The organism is Pantoea sp. X-Soil-YNGN-844 (assembly GCF_059730595.1).
On the sequence record NZ_AP036007.1, the window covers coordinates 1447015 to 1469403 of the forward strand.

The window sequence follows — 22389 nt, forward strand, 5'->3', positions numbered from 1 at the left end:
GGTGTGCCACATTTTTTATTGTTATAAATAACAGACAGTTAAAATTAACCCATAAGCGGTAAGTGGAGTAACTGGTCCATTTCGGACCATCTGGTCAAAATTAACTGCACATTTTGCATGCAGGCTGAGCAAAAAAGGTGCAGGGCGCGGATTGGGCAGCGACTCATCCCTTTGCTATGATGCGCTGACACCAGAAGGATGAGGTAAACGTGTGAATAGCGATGAAAAAAAGCCAACGCGTCGTTCGCGTGCGGTGGCAGCGAAGCGGGCTGCCATACTGGAAGCGGCGTTAACCTTCTTCTCACAGTTTGGTATTCACGGCACCAGCCTTGATAAGGTGGCCGAGCTGGCCGATGTCTCTAAAACCAACCTGCTCTACTATTTCCCCTCTAAAGAAGTGCTCTACGTGGCCGTGCTGAAACAGATTCTGGATGTCTGGCTGGCACCATTGCGCGCGCTGGCGCACGATCAGGATCCGCTGGTGGCCATCCGGCGTTACATCCGGCTAAAGCTGGAAGTGTCACGCGATCATCCTCAGGCTTCCCGGCTGTTCTGCCTGGAGATGCTGCAGGGCGCACCCTTGCTGAAAGGAGAACTGGCGGGCGATCTCAAGCAACTGGTGGATGACAAAGCGGCTATTATTGAACGCTGGATTGATGAAGGACGGCTGGCGGGCGTACAGCCACAGCACCTGATCTTTATGCTGTGGGCCACCACGCAGCATTACGCCGACTTTGCCACCCAGGTTGAGGCTGTGACTGGTCAGACGCTCAGCGATCCGACGTTTTTCGATCAGACCGTCGAAAACGTCCAGCGCATGATCATTGAAGGGATTCGCGTTCGCTAATTCAGGACATATTCACAATTCGTTGACGGAGTGAATCAATGGATTCTGTTTCGCAGTTGGTGTTGGGTGCTTCGGTCAGTGTGGCGGTGATGGGACGTCGGGTGCCGATCTGGCAGGCTGCGCTGGTGGGTGGCGTTTGTGGCACCTTACCCGATCTGGATGTATTTATTGACCATGGTGATGCGATACGCAACATGACGCTGCATCGCACGGAAACACATGCGCTGCTCTGGCTTACGCTGATCTCACCTCTGATGGCGTGGGGGATTGCAGGACTCTTTCGTCAGCGGGTGAAGTGGGCGGTATGGTGGCCCGCGATCTGGCTGGCGCTGATTACCCATCCCCTGCTTGATTTAATGACGGTGTACGGCACCCAGCTTGGTCTGCCAATCACCGATTATCCCTATGCCATTGGCAGTATTTATATCGTCGATCCCCTCTATACGCTGCCGTTGCTTATAGGGCTGGGTGTCGCGCTGTGGCATCGTGGTGACAAAGGCATGCGTGGGAACCGGATCGGCCTGGCGCTGAGTACGCTTTATCTGGTCTGGAGTGTGGTGATTCAGGGCGTCGCAGGCTGGCAGATTCGTGATTCGCTGACGGCGCAGGGCATTACGGCCAATAAAGTCCTGGTGACGCCCACAGCCTTTAACACGCTGGTCTGGCGCAGTGTGATCATCACGCCGGATCGCTACGGCGAAGCCTACTGGTCGCTGTTGTCGCCCTCGCATCCGCTGCATGTGGTGTGGTATCCGCGACATCCTGAACTGTTCGACGCCTTGTGGGGCAGCTGGTATGCAGAACGTGTCGCCTGGTTCAGCCACGGCTTCTACGCTTTGCGCGAGCAGAATGGGCAGACCACGATTGCCGACCTGCGCATGGGCGAAGGCGATAACTATACCTTCACCTTTGGCCTGGGCACGCCTCAGCAGCCCGATTCGCAGCCGCAGCGCTTACCTTATGAACGCCCCACGTTGTCCGCCATTTTCTCTGCGCTGGGTGAACGCCTGTAAAAAAAAGCCCGGTCAGGTGATCGGGCTGTTTACATGCCGTCAGCGATTAGCGGCTGCGGCGATGACGCAACGTCCAGCCCACACCCAGCAGCGCAAACCAGAGTGGCGTGACCATCAGCGCCTGGCGTGTATCTTCCTGCAGCGTCAGCAGCACCAGCACAAACGCAAAGAAGGCCATGCAGGCCCAGCACATGAATTTGCCCAGGGGCATCTTAAAGGCCGATTTGGCATGGCGCTCAGGATGCTTTTTACGGTAAGCCAGATAGCTGCACAGAATGATGGTCCAGACGAACATAAACAGAATGGCTGAAACGGTGGTAACCAGCGTAAAGACCTTCATCACATCCGGGATCAGGTAGATCAACGCCACACCGAGCAGCAGACACAGGCAGGAGAAGAACAGGCCGGTAGTCGGGACCGCTCGGGCAGAGAGACGACCAAACGCGCGGCTCGCGACGCCCTGCTGCGACAGGCCATAGAGCATACGGCTGGTGGAGAAGATGCCGCTGTTGGCTGAAGAGGCAGCAGAGGTCAGCACGACAAAGTTAACGATACTCGCCGCAGCAGGCAGGCCAATCAGCACGAACATCTCGACAAACGGACTGCGGTCGGCCATGACCTGGGTCCACGGTGTCACTGCCATGATCACCATCAGCGCCAGCACATAAAACATAATGACGCGCAGCGGAATCGCGTTAATCGCGCGCGGTAAGACTTTATGTGGATCGTGGGTTTCAGCCGCTGCCGTTCCGACCAGTTCAATGCCGACAAAGGCAAACACCGCAATCTGGAATCCGGCAAAGAAGCCGCTGAGTCCTTTCGGGAACATTCCGCCGTGATCCCAGATGTTGCTCAGCGCCGCGGTGCCACCGCCGGGTGAAGGGTAGTGAATCGAGACCAGTACAATCCCGGTGACGATCAGCGCGACAATGGCGACGATTTTGATTATCGCGAACCAGAACTCCATCTCACCAAACAGCTTAACCGTAGCGATGTTCAGCGCCAGAAAAACCACCACGCAGAGCAGGGCGCTCATCCAGATCGAGAAGCCCGGAAACCAGAGCTGGAAATAGGCGCTGATGGCCACGACGTCGGCGATGCCGGTTACCACCCAGCAGAACCAGTAAGTCCAGCCGGTAAAATAGCCCGCCCACGGCCCAAGCAGATCCGCGGCAAAATCGCTGAAAGACTTGTACTCAAGGTTAGAGAGCAGCAGCTCTCCCATGGCGCGCATCACGAAGAACAGCATAAAGCCGATGATCATATAGACAAAAATGATCGAGGGACCAGCCAGACTGATGGTTTTACCGGAGCCCATAAACAGGCCGGTACCGATAGCGCCACCGATGGCGATGAGCTGGATGTGGCGGTTGTGCAGATTGCGCTGTAGCTTATCAGGCGCGTCGTGGGCGCGTGCGGTTTCTTTAGATTGATCAACCATAGAATTGTCTTTCCTGTCTTGATGTTGTGTCAGCTCTGCTGGCTGTTAGTTAAGGCGTCTGCCCAAGGGCAAGTCGGATAAGATAGAGGAAGTCACCCCAAAGCCGGTAACAGTTTTTTACCTGATGTGACACCAGCCATACTCAGAGGTGGCAAGCAGCCAGCCATTCTGGTTATTCCTGCGTCAGTCTGCGTAATGATTCATCACATTGTGTCAGGCCGACAGCGTGAAGAGTAATGTGCTTCTACACTTTTGTTTGCTAATCATCATGCTGCAAAGGGGACTATGCGCACGCTTATCCTGTTTCTGCTGTTAATCGCGCTGGGATGGGTCAGCTTACCCTGGCTTAAGCAGCATCTGCCGCCGCAGTTTAATCCTTTTACACCGCTCTCTGTGACCGATCCGCCGGGCTGGATCACGCAGATTAAGATGAAAAGACTGACCAGCGATCCCGAGGCCTGTCTGGCCGTAATGCGCCGTGCTCAACAGGCGGGGTGGGTCAGTTTCAGCGAGCGTCCGGCCGTTACGGGGAACTGTCCGCTCAGCCATCCGCTACGGATTCAGAAATTTGGGCCAGTCAGCCTCAGTAGCAGCTTTCTTGCCAGCTGTCCTATGGCAATCGCCAGCACCATGTATGCGCTGCGCAGTCGCGAACAGACTGCCAGGGATATGCACAGTCCACTGGTACGAATTACGCATGTCGGCAGCTATGCCTGCCGTAACATTTATCACCGCACACAGGGGCGACTGAGTGAACATGCCACCGCCGATGCGTGGGACGTGACAGGCTTTCAGCTGACAGATGGACAGCGGCTTGAGGTCAGTCGTCACTGGCAACAGCCAGAAGAGAAAGCGGCTATGCTGCACACACTATGGCAGGGTGGCTGTGACGTATTCGGCAATGCGCTGGGGCCGGACTACAACGCCGCGCACGCCTCACATTTTCATCTGGGTATGCGTGGCGCGGGCTACTGCCGATAAATCATCTGGCAGGATTAATACCATGTTTGATTAAGAATTAAACAGCCAGTAAGGGGAAAACCAATCCAGTCATCATCGCCAGCGCGCACACACCTGACAATGAACCAGCAGTAAATCAGGAGGTTGATCAGCCAACCTTTTTCAGGTCCATAAGTTACAACAGGAAAATGCTCCTCAATGCAGTCAGAATAAACATTTCGCCGCCTCATCTGAAGCGTGCCAGCAACGTCAGGATGAAATTAATTCACGATGCCGCAAAGTGAATTAAGGGAAATTAATTGCATCGATAAAGCATGCAGCATCAAATAACCATCGGGGAGTTACCCGTTTCAATTTTTCTTCAGTGATTTAGCTGCGTGACTATCGGTAAAGTGATTTTCATGACTAAAATAGAGTCAGGGTTGAGCGTATTGCTGCCATAACGTACTGTCAGCATAAATAGTGATCTAAGCCACGTATTGCGTTCAGGCAGAAGATAAATAAAGCCGATTTTTTTAATGCGCCGCTTTTCGTTCAGATTATTCGCAGTCAAAAAAACTGCTTAAAGGCTGATCGGGTCTACTTGTCCGCTAGTCGACGCAGTCGGGCAGGATTTTCGCAGAATATTGTTATTACACAGCCCTTCGTTACGCCTGTCAGGCAGCAACGGCAAGAGGAGCAGAATCAGCATTGAGAGGTCGCAGGTGCAGTCTGTGAACCCGTTAGCTTTTCCGGATTGGGAGGCGCGTGCTGCGGTGTAGGGGGACTCATCACAGGAATGCGGCATCGCCTGAAGAGCAGAGCTTATTTCCTGATAAAAAATATGTCAGCAGTTTTCCGCTGCCGCTTCGTTTATTGAGACGCAATTAACGCTTTGTTTACGCATTATTTACTCAATGTCTTGTAGACCGATTCAATATTTCCAGCAGCTTTCTGGTGGCTGAGATAAAATTCAATTCAACGTCAGGGATTGAATTTCTATCAGAAAAATCTTATTCTCCTGGGGTGATTGAAATTGCTGTGGCCGGCCTCACATTACAGGGGCAGGGGCATTTTTTCACTTCGTCATAACGGTGAAGGACTTTATGCGCTGCAGAGGGTGAGGGGTTCACCTCGACGATAAATTAATTTTCTGCTGTTAATTTAATTTATCCGATGAATCCGAATGAATAATACCGGAAGGGCGAGTGAAATTAACGCTGAGGCAATATGAGTACTGAAAACTATTTCGCCTGGCGAAGTGAGGTGAAAGAGAAATTTCAGGCATTAACGGCTTCTTCTGAGTTGAAGACGTTATTGCAACAGTTTACTGAATCACTGGGCTTCGATTATTTTGCCTTTTTGATTCAGCACCCGGTGCCATTTACCCGGCCGCGTATTCATTTACATAGCACCTATCCCAAATTATGGGTTAAACATTATGAGAAGCAGAATTATTACGCTGTCGATCCGGTGCTTACATTGTGTCAGCGACCGGGAAGAGGGATGGCCTGGATTGAGGAACAGTTCGCTGACGCCGGCAATCTTTGGCATGAGGCGAGAGAATATGGGCTGCAGAGCGGATTTTCTTGCTCCGCAATGGCACCAAATCGCGTCATTGGTATATTATCTATATCGTCGCAACAGTCCATTTCTGTCCAGCTCCGCCATGCTGAGCTGGAGGTGAAACTACACCTTTTAGCGGAACTAAGCCTGGATACGCTGGAGCGCTTTAGCGATGATGCAATGATGGTACTAAAAAAAGCGTTTAGTCAGCGCGAGCTGGAAATTCTGAAATGGACAGCCGAAGGAAAAACGGCGGTCGAAATTTCACTTATTTTATCCATCTCTGAACATACCGTTAACTTTCACCAAAAAAATATGCAAAAGCGTTTCAATGTTTCCAATAAAACGCAGATTGCCTGCTACGCAGCGGCAATCGGACTGATTTGAACATAACACAACTGCTACATTTGGCAGTTCCTTTGTACAGGTCTGTTGTTTACCCTGCGCCGGGGCTTTGCCAGGCTGGCGCAAAGAAATCATTGCAAACATGGGGATGTCAGAGGCGCATGATGAAAATAGTGCAAACGCAATTAAAGGATATGCCATCCTCTTTGCTTGCCGAACTCGGCAGCTACCGTTATAGCGTTTTTGCGCGCGGCGAAGGGTGGTCAATACCTCCTCGCCTGAGCACGCCAGGACAGGAATATGATCGCTACGATCGATCGGATGTCACCTGGCTAATCGCATGGAATGCGCGCGAGGGTATTAGTGGTTGCGCGCGTCTGATGCCCTGGTTCGAACCTGAGCAGAGTGAAGGCATTGTGTTGCCTTTCAGCCATGAGAAAGTGTGGGAGATGTCGCGCTTCTCGGCACGGCTGGAAGTCGACGCGGAACTGCCGCTGAACATTCTCTGGCACGCGGTACAGCTGGCAGAGCTGAACGGCATTGAATACATCATCAGTTCGGCAACGCCGATGCTGGAGAAGATGTTTGAGGAGCACGGCGTGTTGTATGAGCCGCTGACACCGGGACTCATTCTGTCAGAAGATAATCTGTTTGCGATCCGTATTCCGGTCGTTCAGCCCGCTCTGGCAGAGAAATATCGGGGAACACGTCGTTTCAGCCCGGAAGAGGTGCTGCCAACGCTGGGCGTGTCGGTTAACTGGCAGGCGCACAGTTAGCGTATTTGCCCCCGCTGCTGGGGGCAAAAAAGCTTACTGACGGTAGGCTGTTTTGATCTGTTTTATGGTATTGCTGAACACTTCCGCCTGAGGCTTATCGCCCAGCGTCTGCACATAGCGTTCCATGTTAATAATCACTTTTCCGGCATCAGCCTGTCCCATACCTTTCAGAATGAGGGTGATCATCATCTTCAGGCCTGCGATTTCATCCGCTAATTTCCGGGCTTCCTGGGAAGTTGCAAAATCTTCATCGCTCATGCGTTTCTCCTTGGTGAATGGCAATGTGTCGGCAATTTGTCCGAACAGCAGTGCGTGAGTATATCACAGGGGCAGTAAGTTGCTGAGACGGCCGCTTCGCTTCGCCTTTAAAGGCTGGTTTGTCCAGTACAACTAATCAATCGCTGAAAGTAATCACAGGCTTCATCGACTCAGTAGTCGCGAGGATGTACGGCACTAAACCTTAAAGCGAGACGGTATTAATTGACTGAAAATAATATCATTTATCAATTTTTTCGTGATCCGTTCTTTTATCATAAAAGCCGGTTAATCTCTTCCGGACGGGCCTGACAGCAATCATGTAACGCTAACACTGTTTTGCTTTGTTGATGTGCTTTTGAGGTAAAAGCGGGTATGATTGATGCCTGAAATCGTGAATTGCTTCTTCTTTTTTAGCCTCTGGAGTTTCCCCGTTGATCAGTGTGCTTCTTGTTGATGACCATGAACTTGTCCGCGCGGGTATCCGTCGCATCCTGGAGGATGTGAAAGGTCTGGCCGTGGTCGGAGAGGTCAACTGTGGCGAGGATGCCGCCAGATGGTGCCGTGCCAATCAGGTTGATGTGATCCTCATGGACATGAACATGCCGGGGATTGGCGGACTGGAGGCGACGCGCAAAATCGTGCGTTATAATCCTGATATCAAAATTATCATGCTGACCATTCACACGGAAAATCCGCTGCCTGCTAAGGTTATGCAGGCGGGTGCAGCAGGCTACCTCAGTAAAGGGGCTGCGCCACAGGAAGTGATTAATGCGATTCGCTCGGTGAATGCAGGTCAGCGCTACATCGCGTCAGACATTGCTCAGCAGATGGCGCTTAGCCAGATTGAGCCGCAAAAAGCGGAATCGCCTTTCAGCTGTTTGTCGGAAAGGGAATTGCAGATTATGCTGATGATCACCCGGGGACAAAAGGTGACGGAAATTTCCGAGCAGTTAAATCTCAGTCCTAAAACCGTTAACAGTTACCGCTACCGGATGTTCAGTAAGCTGAATATCAGTGGCGACGTAGAGTTAACGCATCTGGCCATTCGACATGGCCTCTATAATGCGGAGCCGTTAATCAGTAGTGAATGACGTTTTTGATTCCAAAGCCTTTCTGAGTACGGTAACCAGCAAACCCGGTGTTTACCGCATGTATGACGCCTCAGGCACCGTCATCTATGTGGGCAAAGCCAAAGACCTGAAGAAGCGTCTCACCAGCTACTTCCGCACCCAGGTCGGCAGCCGCAAAACCGAAGCGCTGGTCAGCAATATCCAGCACATCGATGTCACCGTTACCCACACCGAAACCGAAGCGCTGCTGCTTGAGCATAACTACATTAAGCTCTATCAGCCGCGCTATAACGTACTGCTGCGCGACGATAAATCCTATCCCTACATTTTTCTAAGCAGTGATACCCATCCGCGGCTGGGAATGCACCGTGGCGCAAAGCATGCCAAAGGCGAATACTTTGGCCCGTTCCCCAACGGCTATGCGGTGCGCGAAACGCTGGGCCTGCTGCAAAAAGTCTTTCCTGTCCGTCAGTGTGAAAACAGCGTCTACCGCAATCGCTCCCGGCCCTGTCTGCAATATCAGATCGGTCGCTGTCTTGGTCCCTGTGTCGCGGGTCTGGTCAGTGAAGAGGAGTATGCGCAGCAGACGGATTACGTACGCCTGTTTTTAGCCGGGAAAGACGATCAGGTTCTCAATCAGCTGGTCAAGCGCATGGAAGAGGCGAGCATTGGCCTGCGTTTCGAGGAAGCGGCACGACTGCGCGATCAGATTCAGGCTGTGCGCCGCATCACCGAAAAGCAGTTTGTCTCCAATCAGGGTGATGACCTGGATGTGATGGGTGTGGCTTATGAAGCAGGTATGGCCTGTCTTCACGTGCTGTTTATCCGTCAGGGCAAAGTGTTGGGCAGCCGCAGCTACTTCCCGAAAGTGCCGGTGGATACCGACCTGGCCGAAGTGGTTCAGACCTTTGTCGGGCAGTTCTATCTGCAGGGCAGCGAGGCACGCACGCTGCCGGGTGAAATTCTGCTGGACTTTACCCTGCCTGAACGCGAGCTGCTGGCGGAGTCGCTCAGTGCACTGGCAGGACGCCGGGTAAATATCCAGAGCAAGCCGCGCGGCGACCGCGCCCGCTATCTTAAGCTGGCGCGCACCAACGCCGCGACGGCATTAACCACGCGTCTGTCGCAGCACTCCACGATTCATCAGCGGCTGATGGCGCTGGCAGAGTTTCTTGAGCTCGACCGGATCACGCGCATGGAGTGTTTCGATATCAGCCACACCATGGGTGAGCAGACCATCGCCTCCTGTGTGGTGTTCGACCAGAATGGTCCGCTGCGTGCTGACTATCGTCGCTATAACATCACCGGGATTACGCCGGGGGATGATTATGCTGCCATGAATCAGGTGTTACGACGCCGGTATGGTAAAGCGATTGAAGAAGATAAAATCCCGGATGTGATTCTGATCGATGGTGGTAAAGGCCAGCTCTCTCAGGCTAAGCAGGTTTTCGCGGAGCTGGATGTGCCCTGGGACAAAAACCGGCCCATTTTACTCGGCGTCGCCAAAGGCAGCGACCGTAAAGCCGGACTGGAAACGCTGTTCTTTGAGGCGGAAGGTGAGGGTGTTTCGCTGCCACCGGATGCACCAGCACTGCATGTAATTCAGCACATTCGTGATGACGCTCACAATCATGCCATTTCAGGTCATCGTAAAAAACGAGCCAAAGTAAAGAACACCAGCGCACTGGAAAGCATCGAAGGCGTAGGGCCGAAACGGCGTCAGCAACTGCTTAAGTACATGGGGGGCCTGCAGCCGCTGATGAATGCGTCAGTGGAGGAGATCGCCAATGTACCTGGCATCTCACACGCGCTGGCAGAAAAAATATACTACTCGTTGAAACACTAGCATTGAAACAGGGGGGGCAATGTAGGAACATAGGCTAAATTTTACCTATATCCAGACAGTTACCGGCATATGCAATTAAACATCCCGACGTGTCTCACCTTGTTTCGAGTCGTGCTCATCCCGTTCTTTGTGCTGGCTTTCTATCTGCCGTTCACCTGGGCGTCGCTGGCTACCGCACTGATTTTCGTTTTTGCTGCCATCACCGACTGGTTTGATGGCTTTCTGGCGCGCCGCTGGAAGCAGACGACGCGCTTTGGTGCGTTTCTCGATCCGGTAGCGGATAAAGTGATGGTGGCGATTGCGCTGGTGCTGGTGGCGGAATATTTCCACGCCTGGTGGATTACGCTGCCTGCAGCCACTATGATAGCCCGCGAGATCATTATTTCTGCGCTGCGTGAATGGATGGCGGAGATTGGCAAACGCAGCAGCGTGTCGGTTTCCTGGATTGGTAAAGTGAAAACCACCGCTCAGATGTTCTCCCTGTTTGCCTTGCTGTGGCGTCCTGACGCCACCGTTGTGGCGGTTGGCGTAGTCGCGTTATACATTGCTGCAGTGCTGACTTTCTGGTCTATGTTCCAGTATCTAAGCGCCGCGCGCGGCGATTTGCTCGAACCGTGATCGATACGATTTAAAAAGCAGCAAACGGACGCGCTGTGAGGATAATTTTATTGACTCATTGCGTCATCTAAGTAGAATGCAACGCATCGAACGGCAGCCAGGCTGCCAGAAGATAAATAAAATCAGCAGGTTCGACGAAATTGCTGAAAATTGCGGGAATAGCTCAGTTGGTAGAGCACGACCTTGCCAAGGTCGGGGTCGCGAGTTCGAGTCTCGTTTCCCGCTCCAGATTCGCAGGTCAGGTTAGCCTGACGGCACATCAGTTTAAGGCGCGTTGGCAGAGTGGCTATGCAGCGGATTGCAAATCCGTGTACCTCGGTTCGACTCCGGGACGCGCCTCCAGTTACACCCTGCCCGGGTGGTGAAATCGGTAGACACAAGGGATTTAAAATCCCTCGGCTGTAAGGCTGTGCGGGTTCAAGTCCCGCCCCGGGCACCATATCGAATTACCAATAAAATCAATGATAAGCAGTGTCGTATGACCGCCCCTCAGAGGCGGTTTTTTTGTGGCTAAATTACGTTTCCTAATATCCCTTCCTAATAATTTTTCCCCTTCGCCTGTCCGCCAACTACAGGGACAACAACTATTTTCCTGTCATAAGCCGCAGTCTGCTCAACGTTCTTATGTCCCGTTATAGCTCTCTTCTCGTACAAATCTCCCTCCAGATCAGAAACCCCTTTCGCCTTCAAATCATGGAATGTGAAATCAAAAAGTAGCTCTGGGAATTTGAGCTTTGCCGCTTCACGGGCTGCACTCCACCGACTGTTAAACCCGTCCCGCGTGTATCCAGAACCGTTAGGCTGGTGGATGATGAAAATACTGCTCATACCTGGCTTAAGTGGTAATGCAGCTGCCATTTTGATTGCTGCAGCAAACCGTGGCGACCAAGCTTTAATCTGAGCCACACTGGTTTTACTCTGTTTAATCAGTATCCCTTCCTCCATGATCTGGCTCTTTTTCATTGCAAGAACATCACCCTGACGGGAGCAGGTAAGGTAAGCCAGTTCCATAGCGATTTTCACAATGTCCGGCGCACATGAATAGAGCGCCTGATACTCTGCATCGGTCACATACCGATCTCTGGACGTCTCCTTGAATTTCTTAACTCCCTTGGTCGGATTACCTTTGACCATGCCACGCTCATAGCCCCAGCGGTACATGCGAGACATAAACGCCTTTTCCCGGTTGGCCTGTACCCGGCTTTTTAATCCGCGTTTGTCCATGTACTTTCTGACGTGTTCAGGCCGGATTGCATCAGAGGGCATGGCACCAAAAACAGCTAAAACATTTTTTGAATATTTGAGGTAGTCCCGCTGCGTTTCGCGTGCCAGTTCGAAAAAATCAGCCGATCTGAAAAACCGCTCAGCTAATGACGCCAGCAGCCTGTCATCAGGTATCTCGTTGATCAGCGCCTCATATGCCGACCACACTGTAGACTGAGCTGCATCCAGCGCACAGAGGCGTATAGCACCCCCGTTTTTAGGATGGAACTCATAGGCTGACCTGCCTCGATAAACGCGAGGCGGCATCCAGGCATCAGCACTATTTTTGCGAACACGAGCCATTAATCCAATGCTCCGAAGTTGGGTTCAGGTTGATTCATTTCTTTGGCTTTGCGCGACGATATTGGGTCATTGAAATGCTGCCAAGTTGTCCGTGGGCGACCATCACGGCGGACGACGAAAAATATACCTGCCTGTTTCAGGCACTGGCATTGCTTAGACGGGATTTTATAGCCGGTTATTTTTTCGATATCGGCATCAGAAATAATTGCGTTGTTGATATCAGACATATAGTTTCTCCACACATTCCTGCTGCATCAGGTTTGTTTAGCTGTGACAGGTCACGGCGTATTGATATTCAATTTAAGTTTGTGCCAACCGCTGGTGGCCCAGCAAGCCGCCTCACCCTTGCAAGGGCAGGACTGCACCGGAAGCTGATCGCCACACTTACCGCATTGCTGCTGTGCCAGCGATTCAATCTGCTTCGCCAGCTCTGCGGCATCTTTGCGGATGAGCAACGCTATGTACTCGTTCAGCTCATACGGTTCACGACCGGGGCGGCCTGCGGCGCAGTTCTGCGCCAGCATCTCCAGTTCCTGACTATCCAGCGCCAGCTCCAGCTTTTTACCACCGGCAGCGGCCTGCCTGGCACGCTGCGCTGCTTTGCGTTCGGCGGGGGATTTAGGCATTAATCACCGCCGCTTTAAAAGCTCGCCACACAATCTCAAGCAGAGAGGACCAAGCCAAATAGGTATGAATACCAGCCACAAAGCCGAAACCAACAATCATGGCATACAGCAAAGCGTTGCACTTAGACATCACTCCACCTCCACGCGCTTAAACTCAATGACCCACACCCACGGGTTAGCCTGCCAGCTGTCAGCGCCGTAGATGGATTGCCAAAGTTCTTCCCATACCTTGAAGCCATAAGTGGCAGGTCGGAAGTCATACAGGCCACAACCAAGCTCTTTGCAGATATCCCCAAGCGTTATGGCGTGCAACCGCTCCACACGAACGCCGGTAATCTCCAGCGTTATGCGGGAAGCCCAGCGCGGCATGTGGATTGACGGCACTATTTTTCCTTCGCCGCCACGATACCGATAAAGATCGACCCACCGACCAGCGTTTAGAGGGTGAGCTTTAACAGGTATTTCGTTGCTATCTGCCGGATAGCGAACAACATCTAAACCTGACTCATGCTCAACGGCCTGACACGTTTCACGCACCCACAGGCGATCACCAACTGCTCCGAAAGGACACTTAGCCAGAAACTGCTCTTTGGTGTAGTCACACCATGTGCCGCTCTGGTTGCGCATTGAGAAAACATGCTCGCCATACCACTTATCACCTAGCTCGCGATACTCAATAACTTTATGGCCACTGGCCTGCATATTTTTAGCCGGTGACTGGATGATCCTGCGCGTCTGGGTCTTTCTGCCGTCGAGAACTGCACGAACCATGTCGGCGTTAAAGATGATTGGGCGTTCACGCATGACTGCTTTCCTCATTGAAGTTTTCTTTCCAGCCCTGATTTAGCATCCAGCTATAACGGTCGTTACATTTACGGAAATGACCGCGGCTATCGAAAATGCGGCGACAGTCTTTGTTGTCCTGCCAGCGCTGCCACCCATAACGATTGAATTCGTATATGGTTCCGTCGGCCAAGGTAATTCGGCGGTGACTGACCTCATTAATCCGGGTGCCGTCAGGCAGAACATTGCAGCTGCCGCCGCACAGTTCGAATTTGGCACCCGTGAAGTCGATCATGGTTTTTGCCATCACTCACCATCCTTACCGGCGCGGAGAAGTTCAGCAATGTCAGCACGGACCTGATCGGCATAGTCGCGCTTAAACTCTTCAGGATTGGCTTTTGGCAGAAACTCAAGCGCTGAAAGAACCGCTCCTGATACGTCAGCGGCTTCTGCTGGAGTAGCTTTTATGAGGCAAGACTTCCACGCTGCCAGAATGCGGTTAGCGGCAAAGTGAATACCCTCCGCCCGCACAGAATTGAGGTAAGCGTCGGTGGCTGGGGTAGCGAGATTTGGCAGGAGCGCATAATCACAGATGGATGAGATATGGCTACCCAGGTAACTATCCTCTTCCGTGCGGGGCCGCTCATCTATCATCGTTGCACGCTGTAAAATTACACCCCATACAGTACAGTCAGTTTCTTCTGACCATCCGTCGCATGCATCACCACGGTAGTAGTCGATGTCGCTGTCTGCTGCTGCAATAGCCTTTTCAGCAGAATCATGCTCTTCAAAGCCGCTGTCTGTGCCATAGCTGAAGAAGCCGATTCCGCTTTTCAGAATGGCATTCTCAGCCGCCAGCTCATCACGCTGCTGCTCCAGCGCCTGGAATGCTTCGGCAATGGCGAGGATGTTGGCAGGGCTGCAAAGCTCCAGATAATCGCAAAGCCATGATGCTTCGTTTGAGTTGCTCCCGGTGGAGATTACAGCTTCGCCGCGACTCTCGCAGATTATCTCGTGGGCTTGTTTGCCGTCTTTATCCTGGCAAAGCGCGCTACTCCAATCGCTGCCGTGCCAGTCCGCAACAAACTTCGCTTGCTCAACTAATTCATTCAGCTTTTCCATCACTCACCATCCTTAACCCATGCATTCCAGATACAGCCCGCTGGCAATCAGACGAGCACGGCGAGCAGCTGCTTCACGATGGCGCTTAATAGCCTCTTCAGAACGGTCGTTGCTGTGGTTGATCACCATTGGCTTACATGGCGGGGGAGCAACACGGCGCGGATTTCTGACCAGGGTGTAAGTGCGGTCAATGGAGCCGCCACCGAGACAGACCTGATTGGATGCCTCAACCTGAAGTGTTTCACCACCGCGGCGCATGATGTGAAGAACCAAACGGTTGAACTCACTCAGAGTCATACCGAGACGTTCTGCCAGATCACGACCCGTTGCCGGGCCTTTGGATAACTGCCAGGCCAGCTTTTCGCTGAAACCGGCATTTGGGCCATTACTGCGGCGAAAGTGGGCGACTTTTTTCATGACACCACCTTCAGCGTTACCGTACGTGCGCGGAGTAAATCCATTTCCATTTGGGAAAGGATGTTGATCGCTTGTATGGTGCCTGGCAGCTGTTGATTACCCATAGTTGCTACAGCCCGGCGTGCCTCACCGAGTGCTTCACCGCGCAGCGTGCGAATCCACTGGTCGCAGGCTGGTGTAGCAAGTGCTGCATTCAGGTCATCAATCAGCGTCAGGTCTGCGCCTGCAGCCTGTAGGGCTGAAATGGTGTCAGGTAGCACGCTGTTAATGCGCAGAACCTCTGCAGCCATCAGATTGGCGCGAACGGTGGCAACGTCGAGACGCGACGACAGCTCAGTCACCATCTTTGCCATTTCGATCAGAGGAGTATCCATCCCGATGTTCTTAGCGAACTGGTGGCCGGCAGCGACGACTTCTTTATTAGATTTGAAATGATGCATGTCATCGCCCTCAGTGAATGGTGATGGTGCTGTTAAGGCGCTCAGCTTCGTTTTGCGCCTTAATTGGATTGGTGACTACCGAGCCGTCAGGCAATATCCAACCGTTCAGGATATGGCTATAGGGCAGGGTGATGATGCCTACGGTTATATGGTCGTTCGGCTTTTCCATGAAACTCTCCACACACGATTTTTGGTTGCATGAATCCCTTGCCAGTGATGGCAATAAAAAACTTTTGGGATTCGTTTAAGTTGGCTGGTGGGTTACTGCAATAACCCACAGCCCGATTACTCCACACACTTGAAAGGTTGCTGCGGTGCCGGGTGCCTCCCGGTGCTCTGGCCAGACTGACAAACACCAGAGCGGAAACTCTTAGACTGTGTGCAATCTTTGTCAGTCTTCCGCGCGCGCTGGCCGCATTCACCACAACGGATAGAGCATTCATCAACGGCTTAATACTGCGCCTCCAAATGCTCTTTCCTGTTGTGTGCCGGTCTTTCCCGGCTGTCAGTTCTTTATTGCCATCTGAACTCATCGGCCTAACGAGTTTTAACGACCTTTACCGTTTGCATAGTCTTGTCGCCGCTAATATCGGTAGCAGTACCGCTACTTGGTGGACATTTATTGAGACCGTCTTGAAGTAGTAAGCCATCCAGTCTCGTTCAAAGAACTTTCAAAAATTCTTTCAGCGAGGCTTGCTCTAATCTTTTTAAAAAAGGGCGGTTAAACAAACCCTCATGAGTAACCGCCAACACAGCAATTCCGTACTCTTAAAACGCTGGTCCGCGAACCACGTTTTCAACATCACACTGCACACTCACCACACCGGCATCACCACAACAGACAACATCAGCATCTGGGAAGAGCCTCAAAAACGTAATCAGGTCCCGAACCGAAGTGTTCGACATGTTCTTAATCATTTTCACGGTATACCCCGCAAGCATTCGATGAGCTAAATATACTTACGAGTATATGGATAGTAAATACTCAAAGGTAAAGTAATTGTACTTGTGGGTATATTTAATTGAAAGTTATAGAGATTTATTTTTATAGTGGCGGGAGCAGGAAACAAAAAACCCGGCAATTGCCGGGTCATCGAAAGGGCTTATGAGTGGTTAAGGAAGGTTGGTAACTTTTGCATCAACAACAACACCAATGATTCGGCAATTGCCATCAATTTCAGTCATAGGGTATTGAGGATTAAGTGGTTTCAAAAATTTACGACCTGCATCGACTACCAGCTTTTTGAAAGTTGCTTCATTCTCACTATCAAGTTTGGCAACGACCAACTTGCCATTCCTCGCTTCAATTTCCGGATCAATAAGTATGGCCATACCTTCAGGAATGCTAAGCCCAGCAGGTGCTGTCATCGAGTCACCCTTAACATCAAGCCAGAATGAATTCTCTGAACAATCAACGGTTGTTTCATACCAACGGTCTACACCCTTGGGGTGATAAGGCTCTATCGCTTCCATCCATTGTCCTGCACTTACCCAGCTTATCACTGGGAAGCTTCCTTTAGGTTCATTCGGGCCTACATAGGTGACGTTGGATTCGGCAGACTTCGCTAATCCATCCAGCCACCCACGACTTAATTTTAGTGATTCTTCAATCTGGCGAGCTGATTGTTCACCGATATTTCGTTTGTTCGCTTTTCCTGGTGGATAAAGCATCCGAGAAACAACAGTCGCATCAAGGCCTGCCGCTTCAGCAAATTTCTTTTGTGTCTCGAATCTGTCAACAAGCTCCTGAAGCTTAAGTCGCCGGATTTCAAAAACGTCTTTGTCGGTATCGATTTTCATACCCGGATCATACGAAAAATTACTCACAGGTAAATGACCTTCAGGTATTGAATAAAATATACTTGCAGGTATACTCTCATCATCAACAACAGGAGGCTCCATGGAAACGTTAAGAACGTATCTGAATGGCCTTGCGCTGGGTAGACAACGAGAGTTCGCCGTCAAATGCGAGACCACGATTGAATATCTCCGCAAGGCAATTAGCAAAGGGCAGAAGCTCGGTCCGGCATTGTCTGTTCTCATCGAAATTCACTCAGCTGGTGTAGTTAGCAGGAAAGACCTTCACCCAGCTGACTGGATGAAAATTTGGCCGGAATTGAATTCTAAAGCTACTGCGGCATGACCGTAACTACAACGGACGATAAGAAATGGTAGACACAATCAACACAGCAATCCGACTGATGTGCAAAGCACACAAAGCAGGTCGTTTAGGTATGGCTGATGACTTAGGTATGACCATCGATCAGTTTCACAACCACATGTACCGCAAGTGTGGCAGTCGTTTCTTCACCCTTGATGAGCTCATGAAAATGGAAGAGTTATCCGGCACTGCATGCCTGGCAGACTTTTTCGCGACACGTCACGGAAAGTTGCTGGTGGATGTATCCGCAGTGAAAGAGGTGGATAAGGTCGATCTGTATGACATCGAGATGAAAGCGAGCGCAGCAGCTGGTGAGTTAGCGATAGCCAAAATTGCCGCAGCGTCTGACGGTGTGATCGACAGCAAAGAGCGCAAAACCCTGTCCGCATTGTTCCACACCAAAATGCGCCATCAGATTCATGGCTTTCTGGGTTTCATGGCGCTGTATGGCGTCGGTGTTGCTGAGCATTCTGTAGATATGTTCGTGGCGAACGGCAGGAAGATTGATGCCTCAGGCGTGCAGATCGAAGTGCAGGACATTTGAAATGAAAAGTTTTTTAAGCCCCAAAAAATTGACGCCCAGGGATTGCAGCCCTGAGCGTCGGTCGCGACTAAATCAACGTGTGTGGAGAATCAATCGCATGTCCATTGTAAGCCAAACCAAAGCAGTTCGGCAATTCCGTTGCCGTGTTATCGCTGGCGTCCCTGTCTATGAGCAAATCATACCGACAGCTGGTGGCCCTAACAACTACCAGACAACTACTCGTCTGGTAGTTGAGTCCGCGTGGAAGACTTTCTACAGCCGTCCGGCGCAGTTAGGTGTGAATTGATGGAAAACGAGATCATTAAACCCTGGGTTGAACGCTACAAAGACCCGCGCGGCGTGGTTGTGGAGACGGTTGGTGTAGACGTGGTTAATCATCGCGTGATTTACATGCGCCCCAACTATCCGCATCCATGCATGCAGCCCCGCGTTCTGTTCAGTCAGAAGTTCAGGAAGGTGGCGTCATGAGTTTATTGCTTAAGGTTAAGCCTCTGGTCATTAGTCCAGCCCTTGCGCAGCGTATTGGGCTGAATGAGGCCATTGTGCTGCAACAGATTTGTTACTGGCTGGAGGACACCACTTCAGGTGTTGAGCATGACGGCAAACGCTGGATTTACAACACCATTGAAGACTGGAATGAGCAATTCCCATGGTGGTCTTCAGATACAGTTAAACGTGCTCTGACCTCGCTTAAGAAAAGCGGGCTCATCTATGTTGAGCAGCTGAAAAAGACTCAACATGATCGCACCAATTTTTACGCAATTAACCACGCAAACCCACTGTTGGCCGATGAGGGCAAATTGCCCTCATCGAAGGATGCAAGTTGCACTCATCGAAAAGGGCAAGCTGCACCTATCGATAATGGCATTTTAACCCCATCGATTGGGGCAAATTGCCCTCGTCTTACAGAGATTACAACAGAGAATACTACAGAGATTACAACAACCCCTTCTTGTCAGGTTGCGACGCAACCAGACGATGAGTGGTCCCTGGTTAATCGTTCTCGGGAAGTCTTACGCCACCTGAACAAAGTTACTGGCGCTAAGCACACAGAGGCGCAGTCGTCGATGGGTCACATCAAATCCCGGCTGAAAGATGCATTTACGGTGGAAGAGCTTTGCCTGGTGGTGGATTACAAACACGCCCACTGGGAAGGCACTGAGGAATACCAGTACATGCGTCCCAAAACTCTGTTCATCCCCGGCAACCTGCCTGGCTATCTGCAGTCTGCTGCCAAATGGGATAAGGCCGGTCGCCCGCCGCGCTCTGAATGGAATGCCCTGAAGCGCAACATGCAGCGGGATATCACTGTCATTCCGCAGCCTGACAGCTCAGTGCCTCACGGCTTTCGCGGATAACGGGAGATAATCATGATCAACCACGAATCAAAAATTCTTGAACTGATTACCCGCAATGGCCCGCTGAAGGTGCGCGAACTCTGCAAGCTTACCGGCCTGCATGAGACCTCAGTGAAGCGCTTTATCAAACCGCTTTTCACCAGAGGGACTCTCAAGCGTGCCAGCGACTGGAGTTATTCGATCAACACCGCGCCGGTGCCAGAAGAGAGCGAAAAGCATCGCCAGCTGGCGAAGCAGGCTACCGAACTGGAGGCTAAAGGGTTCTGGCTGCGTGCTGCACAGGTCTGGCGTGAAGCGATGCTGGTGGCCCGGTTCGATGCATCCCGCAATGAAGCCAAAGAGAACTGCGACCGCTGTGCCGCAAGAGGCTCACTTAACTGTGGCAGCTATGGCGGACTTGATACAGGCCGTATTGGCGAAAGCTTCCTGAGTGAGGATCGCCAATGAAAGCGCACCTGAAGAGCCACTACCAACGCAATGAGATTTTCTACCAGGCCATCCGCACCGCAGCGGTGATGATTGCCGCCCTGATTATTGTCCTGACATGGGAGCTGACCACAGCATGAGCACATTAGCGCGCATTTACGACGACAAGAAAAATAGCGATACCGATATCACCACCCGCAAAACCTACCTGCTGGGCGTTGATGAGCTGTATGTGGAAACTAATTACAACATACGTGATATCGATCAGACTCATGTCGAGGAGTTCCGCGACGCCTTTATCGCTGGTGAACACGTGCCTCCGCTGGCTGTGAAGGTCACCGAAAAGGGCATTAAGATCATCGATGGCCATCACCGCTATTACGGTGCGAAGCTGGCTCAGGAAGCGGGCTATACGCTGCGCCTTGAGTGCAAAGACTTCGTGGGGAGTGAGGCGGACAGCGTTGCGTTCATGGTCACCAGTAGTCAGGGCCGCGCCCTGTTGCCGCTGGAACGTGCAGCCGCCTATCAGCGCCTCGTTAATCAAGGATTAGAGCCAGCGGAGATTGCCGCTAAAGTGAAACGTTCGATCACCGACGTTGAACAGCACCTGCAGCTGCTGACCGTTGGCGAACCTCTGATTGAGATGGTGAAGTCCGGTGAAGTGGCCGCAACCACAGCAGTAGCCCTGCAGCGCGAACATGGCGTTAAAGCCTCATCCATTGCTCAGGAGCAGATGCAGAAGGCGAAAGCGGCAGGGAAGAAGAAACTGACTAAGACCGATGCTATGCCGCAGTTCAGTGCTGCCCAGGCACGTAAGCTTGCAGAACTGATTGCTAAACATTCTCAGACAGAACAGAGCGATGAGGGCGCCCGCATTACGCTGACGTTTGAAACTGACCTGCAGGCGGCTGAGCTGATGGATATTATCCTGATCGCCAAAGAGCACTACGGCGTGACTCAATCAGTAAGCGAACAACCGGCCCCGGTTAAGTCAGAGAACGGCGATGGTGATGACCTGCCGCTTCTAAAACACGAAATCCTTGAGCAAAGCGGTGTTGAAGCTTGGGCGTGCGTAGTTGCCGCGTTCAAAATGAAAGCTGAGTACACCTACAGCGAATCAAAGTACGCGCATACCTGGGCGGCGGACTCCGTTGAGAACCCTACCTGTGTGACAGTTCCGGCAGAGACCATTGCTAAAGCGGTGCGCCTCATCAAAGAGCATCATGACGATCTTGAACTGAAGTTGTGGGTGTCAGAGCAGTACGATGATCCAGAGCTGGCAAAGGAACAGTTGCAGCGTTTTTCCGCGGTGCTGATTGACGTTCGCCAGGACAGGCCGTGCACGGTTCAGGAGTTTATCGCGCTGGTGGAGCAGACTAACCGTGATTGCTGGACAAACATCCGCATGCTGCGTCAGGCAATTAAAGAACTGCCCGCTTTGGCTGGGAGGGTTGCATGATCCATTACCATGGTGGACCTATAACACCTGATACATGTGCCATTCGGGCATGGAAAGGGCGGCACGCCTGCATTTCATTTGCAAACCCAGGGCAAATTAATCTGGCTGCAGAGTACTGCCAATCGTTCTTTCTTGATAACGGTGCATATCCCGAATGGAAGCGCGCTGAAAAGGGAAAGAGCACTTTTAAGGGCTGGGGGCCGTACTATGAATGGGCGAAAAAATGGTTGAATCATCCTGGTTGTGATTTCGCCATTATTCCTGACGTAATCAACGGTGATGAGTCTGAGAACGATGCACTTATTGATGAGTGGCCTCACGGAATTTCCTCTGGCGTACCGGTATGGCACATGAACGAGAGCGATGATCGATTCATCCGGCTTTGCAATGAGTATCCGCGCGTAGCGATCGGTAGTTGCGGAGAGTACGACGTTAAGCGTCCCAACCTTGCTGTAGCGCGTATGAAAGACCTTATTCGTCACGTTACAGATGAGTTCGGTCAGCCCATCGCCAAGCTTCACGGCCTGCGCATGCTCAATCCTCTAATTTTCACCAAACTACCGCTGGCGAGCGCTGACAGCACTAACGTTGCCAGAAATATTGGTATCGATAAGGCATGGTCAGGAGCGTATGCCCCGGCATCAAAAGAGACTCGCGCTGCACTGATGGTCGAACGCATCGAGTCACACAACAGCCTTGGCTCATTGAATTACTGCGAGCAACGGGACCGGTTTAACATGCAGTTTCAGTTGGCGGTGTAGGGAGAAA

The 22389-nt window shown here is 51.8% G+C and carries 29 protein-coding genes and 3 tRNA genes; 19 read left to right on the forward strand and 13 right to left on the reverse strand.

All coding sequences use genetic code 11. The features are described 5' to 3' along the window. Positions 1-211 precede the first annotated feature (211 nt). Positions 212-847 carry an HTH-type transcriptional regulator RutR gene (gene rutR / locus AC6I8C_RS06590; protein WP_497821947.1) on the forward strand — a complete coding sequence of 212 codons (636 nt, stop codon included), beginning with the start codon at positions 212-214 and terminating at the stop codon, positions 845-847. Between the two features lie 38 nt (positions 848-885). Next, a complete protein-coding gene (locus tag AC6I8C_RS06595) occupies positions 886-1860 on the forward strand; it encodes a metal-dependent hydrolase (RefSeq protein ID WP_497821948.1) in 975 nt (324 codons plus the stop codon). Positions 1861-1906: 46 nt separating this feature from the next. On the opposite strand, the gene cycA is transcribed toward AC6I8C_RS06595, so the two are convergent. After that, the gene (gene cycA, locus AC6I8C_RS06600) at positions 1907-3301 is read right to left on the reverse strand and encodes a D-serine/D-alanine/glycine transporter (protein ID WP_497821949.1); all 1395 of its coding nucleotides are present in this window, start codon (positions 3299-3301) and stop codon (positions 1907-1909) included. Positions 3302-3586: 285 nt separating this feature from the next. Here cycA and AC6I8C_RS06605 point away from each other — a divergent pair, with 285 nt between their 5' ends. From AC6I8C_RS06605 to AC6I8C_RS06615, 3 genes are all read left to right on the forward strand, one after another. Then, complete coding sequence (locus AC6I8C_RS06605) at positions 3587-4282, forward strand: extensin-like domain-containing protein (RefSeq protein ID WP_497821950.1); 696 nt, start codon at positions 3587-3589, stop codon at positions 4280-4282. A 1188-nt stretch (positions 4283-5470) separates the two neighbouring features. After that, positions 5471-6193, forward strand: coding sequence for an autoinducer binding domain-containing protein (locus tag AC6I8C_RS06610; protein WP_497821951.1), 723 nt, complete (start codon positions 5471-5473; stop codon positions 6191-6193). A gap of 122 nt (positions 6194-6315) precedes the next feature. Continuing rightward, positions 6316-6927 carry an autoinducer synthase gene (locus AC6I8C_RS06615; RefSeq protein WP_497821952.1) on the forward strand — a complete coding sequence of 204 codons (612 nt, stop codon included), beginning with the start codon at positions 6316-6318 and terminating at the stop codon, positions 6925-6927. 33 nt (positions 6928-6960) lie between these two features. On the opposite strand, the gene AC6I8C_RS06620 is transcribed toward AC6I8C_RS06615, so the two are convergent. Continuing rightward, complete coding sequence (locus AC6I8C_RS06620) at positions 6961-7185, reverse strand: DUF2594 family protein (protein ID WP_003849983.1); 225 nt, start codon at positions 7183-7185, stop codon at positions 6961-6963. A 431-nt stretch (positions 7186-7616) separates the two neighbouring features. Here AC6I8C_RS06620 and uvrY point away from each other — a divergent pair, with 431 nt between their 5' ends. The 6 genes from uvrY to AC6I8C_RS06650 all read left to right on the forward strand — a co-directional run bounded on the left by uvrY (position 7617) and on the right by AC6I8C_RS06650 (position 11158). Beyond that, positions 7617-8276: a UvrY/SirA/GacA family response regulator transcription factor gene (uvrY, locus tag AC6I8C_RS06625; RefSeq protein ID WP_013357383.1), complete on the forward strand. Its 660-nt coding sequence runs from the start codon at positions 7617-7619 to the stop codon at positions 8274-8276. Then, positions 8269-10101: an excinuclease ABC subunit UvrC gene (gene uvrC / locus AC6I8C_RS06630; protein ID WP_497821953.1), complete on the forward strand. Its 1833-nt coding sequence runs from the start codon at positions 8269-8271 to the stop codon at positions 10099-10101. Before uvrY ends, uvrC begins: the two co-directional genes overlap by 8 nt. Positions 10102-10170: 69 nt before the next feature. Next, the gene (gene pgsA / locus AC6I8C_RS06635; RefSeq protein ID WP_497821954.1) at positions 10171-10719 is read left to right on the forward strand and encodes a CDP-diacylglycerol--glycerol-3-phosphate 3-phosphatidyltransferase; all 549 of its coding nucleotides are present in this window, start codon (positions 10171-10173) and stop codon (positions 10717-10719) included. Between the two features lie 152 nt (positions 10720-10871). Continuing rightward, positions 10872-10947: transfer RNA gene (locus AC6I8C_RS06640), tRNA-Gly, on the forward strand. 40 nt (positions 10948-10987) lie between these two features. Continuing rightward, positions 10988-11061: transfer RNA gene (locus AC6I8C_RS06645), tRNA-Cys, on the forward strand. Between the two features lie 10 nt (positions 11062-11071). Then, positions 11072-11158 (forward strand) — tRNA-Leu (locus tag AC6I8C_RS06650). A gap of 98 nt (positions 11159-11256) precedes the next feature. On the opposite strand, the gene AC6I8C_RS06655 is transcribed toward AC6I8C_RS06650, so the two are convergent. From AC6I8C_RS06655 to AC6I8C_RS06705, 11 genes are all read right to left on the reverse strand, one after another. Continuing rightward, a complete protein-coding gene (locus AC6I8C_RS06655; protein ID WP_497821955.1) occupies positions 11257-12285 on the reverse strand; it encodes a tyrosine-type recombinase/integrase in 1029 nt (342 codons plus the stop codon). Further along, entirely contained in the window at positions 12285-12512 is a 228-nt protein-coding gene (locus tag AC6I8C_RS06660; RefSeq protein ID WP_497821956.1) for a DUF4224 domain-containing protein, read from the reverse strand. The genes AC6I8C_RS06655 and AC6I8C_RS06660 overlap by 1 nt, the downstream gene beginning before the upstream one ends. Positions 12513-12563: 51 nt before the next feature. Further along, positions 12564-12911, reverse strand: coding sequence for a hypothetical protein (locus AC6I8C_RS06665; RefSeq protein WP_497821957.1), 348 nt, complete (start codon positions 12909-12911; stop codon positions 12564-12566). Further along, the gene (locus AC6I8C_RS06670) at positions 12904-13041 is read right to left on the reverse strand and encodes a hypothetical protein (RefSeq protein WP_497821958.1); all 138 of its coding nucleotides are present in this window, start codon (positions 13039-13041) and stop codon (positions 12904-12906) included. The genes AC6I8C_RS06665 and AC6I8C_RS06670 overlap by 8 nt, the downstream gene beginning before the upstream one ends. Then, positions 13041-13715 carry a hypothetical protein gene (locus tag AC6I8C_RS06675; protein WP_497821959.1) on the reverse strand — a complete coding sequence of 225 codons (675 nt, stop codon included), beginning with the start codon at positions 13713-13715 and terminating at the stop codon, positions 13041-13043. Before AC6I8C_RS06675 ends, AC6I8C_RS06670 begins: the two co-directional genes overlap by 1 nt. Next, on the reverse strand, positions 13708-14001 hold the full coding sequence (locus AC6I8C_RS06680; RefSeq protein WP_497821960.1) for a hypothetical protein: 294 nt from the start codon (positions 13999-14001) through the stop codon (positions 13708-13710). Before AC6I8C_RS06680 ends, AC6I8C_RS06675 begins: the two co-directional genes overlap by 8 nt. Beyond that, the gene (locus AC6I8C_RS06685) at positions 14001-14816 is read right to left on the reverse strand and encodes a hypothetical protein (protein WP_497821961.1); all 816 of its coding nucleotides are present in this window, start codon (positions 14814-14816) and stop codon (positions 14001-14003) included. Before AC6I8C_RS06685 ends, AC6I8C_RS06680 begins: the two co-directional genes overlap by 1 nt. Positions 14817-14828: 12 nt before the next feature. After that, positions 14829-15233 (reverse strand): hypothetical protein, encoded by a 405-nt coding sequence (locus AC6I8C_RS06690; RefSeq protein WP_497821962.1) that lies wholly within the window; start codon positions 15231-15233, stop codon positions 14829-14831. Further along, a complete protein-coding gene (locus tag AC6I8C_RS06695) occupies positions 15230-15673 on the reverse strand; it encodes a hypothetical protein (protein WP_497821963.1) in 444 nt (147 codons plus the stop codon). The genes AC6I8C_RS06690 and AC6I8C_RS06695 overlap by 4 nt, the downstream gene beginning before the upstream one ends. Positions 15674-15683: 10 nt before the next feature. Then, positions 15684-15842: a DUF1317 family protein gene (locus tag AC6I8C_RS06700; protein ID WP_110330201.1), complete on the reverse strand. Its 159-nt coding sequence runs from the start codon at positions 15840-15842 to the stop codon at positions 15684-15686. 944 nt (positions 15843-16786) lie between these two features. After that, positions 16787-17473: a LexA family protein gene (locus tag AC6I8C_RS06705; RefSeq protein ID WP_497821964.1), complete on the reverse strand. Its 687-nt coding sequence runs from the start codon at positions 17471-17473 to the stop codon at positions 16787-16789. Positions 17474-17573: 100 nt separating this feature from the next. On the opposite strand from AC6I8C_RS06705, the gene AC6I8C_RS06710 reads away from it, so the two are divergent. The 8 genes from AC6I8C_RS06710 (at position 17574) to AC6I8C_RS06745 (ending at position 22382) form a co-directional block, all read left to right on the forward strand. Beyond that, positions 17574-17816 (forward strand): hypothetical protein, encoded by a 243-nt coding sequence (locus tag AC6I8C_RS06710; RefSeq protein WP_010245221.1) that lies wholly within the window; start codon positions 17574-17576, stop codon positions 17814-17816. Between the two features lie 25 nt (positions 17817-17841). Next, positions 17842-18378, forward strand: a complete 537-nt coding sequence (locus AC6I8C_RS06715) for a YmfL family putative regulatory protein (RefSeq protein WP_158131505.1) — start codon at positions 17842-17844, stop codon at positions 18376-18378. A 285-nt stretch (positions 18379-18663) separates the two neighbouring features. After that, a complete protein-coding gene (locus tag AC6I8C_RS06720) occupies positions 18664-18846 on the forward strand; it encodes a DUF4222 domain-containing protein (protein ID WP_010245217.1) in 183 nt (60 codons plus the stop codon). Then, positions 18843-19736, forward strand: a complete 894-nt coding sequence (locus AC6I8C_RS06725; protein WP_497821965.1) for a conserved phage C-terminal domain-containing protein — start codon at positions 18843-18845, stop codon at positions 19734-19736. Before AC6I8C_RS06720 ends, AC6I8C_RS06725 begins: the two co-directional genes overlap by 4 nt. A 12-nt stretch (positions 19737-19748) precedes the next feature. After that, positions 19749-20183 (forward strand): PerC family transcriptional regulator, encoded by a 435-nt coding sequence (locus AC6I8C_RS06730; protein WP_336998815.1) that lies wholly within the window; start codon positions 19749-19751, stop codon positions 20181-20183. Then, on the forward strand, positions 20180-20302 hold the full coding sequence (locus tag AC6I8C_RS06735; protein WP_254920038.1) for a hypothetical protein: 123 nt from the start codon (positions 20180-20182) through the stop codon (positions 20300-20302). Before AC6I8C_RS06730 ends, AC6I8C_RS06735 begins: the two co-directional genes overlap by 4 nt. Next, complete coding sequence (locus tag AC6I8C_RS06740; protein WP_497821966.1) at positions 20299-21621, forward strand: ParB/RepB/Spo0J family partition protein; 1323 nt, start codon at positions 20299-20301, stop codon at positions 21619-21621. The genes AC6I8C_RS06735 and AC6I8C_RS06740 overlap by 4 nt, the downstream gene beginning before the upstream one ends. After that, a complete protein-coding gene (locus tag AC6I8C_RS06745) occupies positions 21618-22382 on the forward strand; it encodes a hypothetical protein (RefSeq protein WP_320503441.1) in 765 nt (254 codons plus the stop codon). The genes AC6I8C_RS06740 and AC6I8C_RS06745 overlap by 4 nt, the downstream gene beginning before the upstream one ends. Positions 22383-22389 lie beyond the last annotated feature (7 nt).

Excerpts from the sequence above, each read along its gene's own strand:
- AC6I8C_RS06735 (WP_254920038.1), top strand. The coding sequence starts at position 20,180 with ATGAAAGCGCACCTGAAGAGCCACTACCAACGCAATGAGATTTTCTAC.
- AC6I8C_RS06730 (WP_336998815.1), top strand. The coding sequence starts at position 19,749 with ATGATCAACCACGAATCAAAAATTCTTGAACTGATTACCCGCAATGGC.
- AC6I8C_RS06715 (WP_158131505.1), top strand. The coding sequence starts at position 17,842 with ATGGTAGACACAATCAACACAGCAATCCGACTGATGTGCAAAGCACAC.
- AC6I8C_RS06615 (WP_497821952.1), top strand. The coding sequence starts at position 6,316 with ATGAAAATAGTGCAAACGCAATTAAAGGATATGCCATCCTCTTTGCTT.
- AC6I8C_RS06700 (WP_110330201.1), bottom strand. The coding sequence starts at position 15,842 with ATGGAAAAGCCGAACGACCATATAACCGTAGGCATCATCACCCTGCCC.
- AC6I8C_RS06745 (WP_320503441.1), top strand. The coding sequence starts at position 21,618 with ATGATCCATTACCATGGTGGACCTATAACACCTGATACATGTGCCATT.
- AC6I8C_RS06665 (WP_497821957.1), bottom strand. The coding sequence starts at position 12,911 with ATGCCTAAATCCCCCGCCGAACGCAAAGCAGCGCAGCGTGCCAGGCAG.
- AC6I8C_RS06705 (WP_497821964.1), bottom strand. The coding sequence starts at position 17,473 with ATGAAAATCGATACCGACAAAGACGTTTTTGAAATCCGGCGACTTAAG.
- AC6I8C_RS06720 (WP_010245217.1), top strand. The coding sequence starts at position 18,664 with ATGGAAAACGAGATCATTAAACCCTGGGTTGAACGCTACAAAGACCCG.
- AC6I8C_RS06685 (WP_497821961.1), bottom strand. The coding sequence starts at position 14,816 with ATGGAAAAGCTGAATGAATTAGTTGAGCAAGCGAAGTTTGTTGCGGAC.
- AC6I8C_RS06725 (WP_497821965.1), top strand. The coding sequence starts at position 18,843 with ATGAGTTTATTGCTTAAGGTTAAGCCTCTGGTCATTAGTCCAGCCCTT.
- pgsA (WP_497821954.1), top strand. The coding sequence starts at position 10,171 with ATGCAATTAAACATCCCGACGTGTCTCACCTTGTTTCGAGTCGTGCTC.
- AC6I8C_RS06670 (WP_497821958.1), bottom strand. The coding sequence starts at position 13,041 with ATGTCTAAGTGCAACGCTTTGCTGTATGCCATGATTGTTGGTTTCGGC.
- AC6I8C_RS06690 (WP_497821962.1), bottom strand. The coding sequence starts at position 15,233 with ATGAAAAAAGTCGCCCACTTTCGCCGCAGTAATGGCCCAAATGCCGGT.
- AC6I8C_RS06660 (WP_497821956.1), bottom strand. The coding sequence starts at position 12,512 with ATGTCTGATATCAACAACGCAATTATTTCTGATGCCGATATCGAAAAA.
- AC6I8C_RS06620 (WP_003849983.1), bottom strand. The coding sequence starts at position 7,185 with ATGAGCGATGAAGATTTTGCAACTTCCCAGGAAGCCCGGAAATTAGCG.
- AC6I8C_RS06610 (WP_497821951.1), top strand. The coding sequence starts at position 5,471 with ATGAGTACTGAAAACTATTTCGCCTGGCGAAGTGAGGTGAAAGAGAAA.
- cycA (WP_497821949.1), bottom strand. The coding sequence starts at position 3,301 with ATGGTTGATCAATCTAAAGAAACCGCACGCGCCCACGACGCGCCTGAT.
- AC6I8C_RS06710 (WP_010245221.1), top strand. The coding sequence starts at position 17,574 with ATGGAAACGTTAAGAACGTATCTGAATGGCCTTGCGCTGGGTAGACAA.
- AC6I8C_RS06605 (WP_497821950.1), top strand. The coding sequence starts at position 3,587 with ATGCGCACGCTTATCCTGTTTCTGCTGTTAATCGCGCTGGGATGGGTC.
- AC6I8C_RS06680 (WP_497821960.1), bottom strand. The coding sequence starts at position 14,001 with ATGGCAAAAACCATGATCGACTTCACGGGTGCCAAATTCGAACTGTGC.
- AC6I8C_RS06695 (WP_497821963.1), bottom strand. The coding sequence starts at position 15,673 with ATGCATCATTTCAAATCTAATAAAGAAGTCGTCGCTGCCGGCCACCAG.
- AC6I8C_RS06740 (WP_497821966.1), top strand. The coding sequence starts at position 20,299 with ATGAGCACATTAGCGCGCATTTACGACGACAAGAAAAATAGCGATACC.
- AC6I8C_RS06675 (WP_497821959.1), bottom strand. The coding sequence starts at position 13,715 with ATGCGTGAACGCCCAATCATCTTTAACGCCGACATGGTTCGTGCAGTT.
- AC6I8C_RS06655 (WP_497821955.1), bottom strand. The coding sequence starts at position 12,285 with ATGGCTCGTGTTCGCAAAAATAGTGCTGATGCCTGGATGCCGCCTCGC.
- AC6I8C_RS06595 (WP_497821948.1), top strand. The coding sequence starts at position 886 with ATGGATTCTGTTTCGCAGTTGGTGTTGGGTGCTTCGGTCAGTGTGGCG.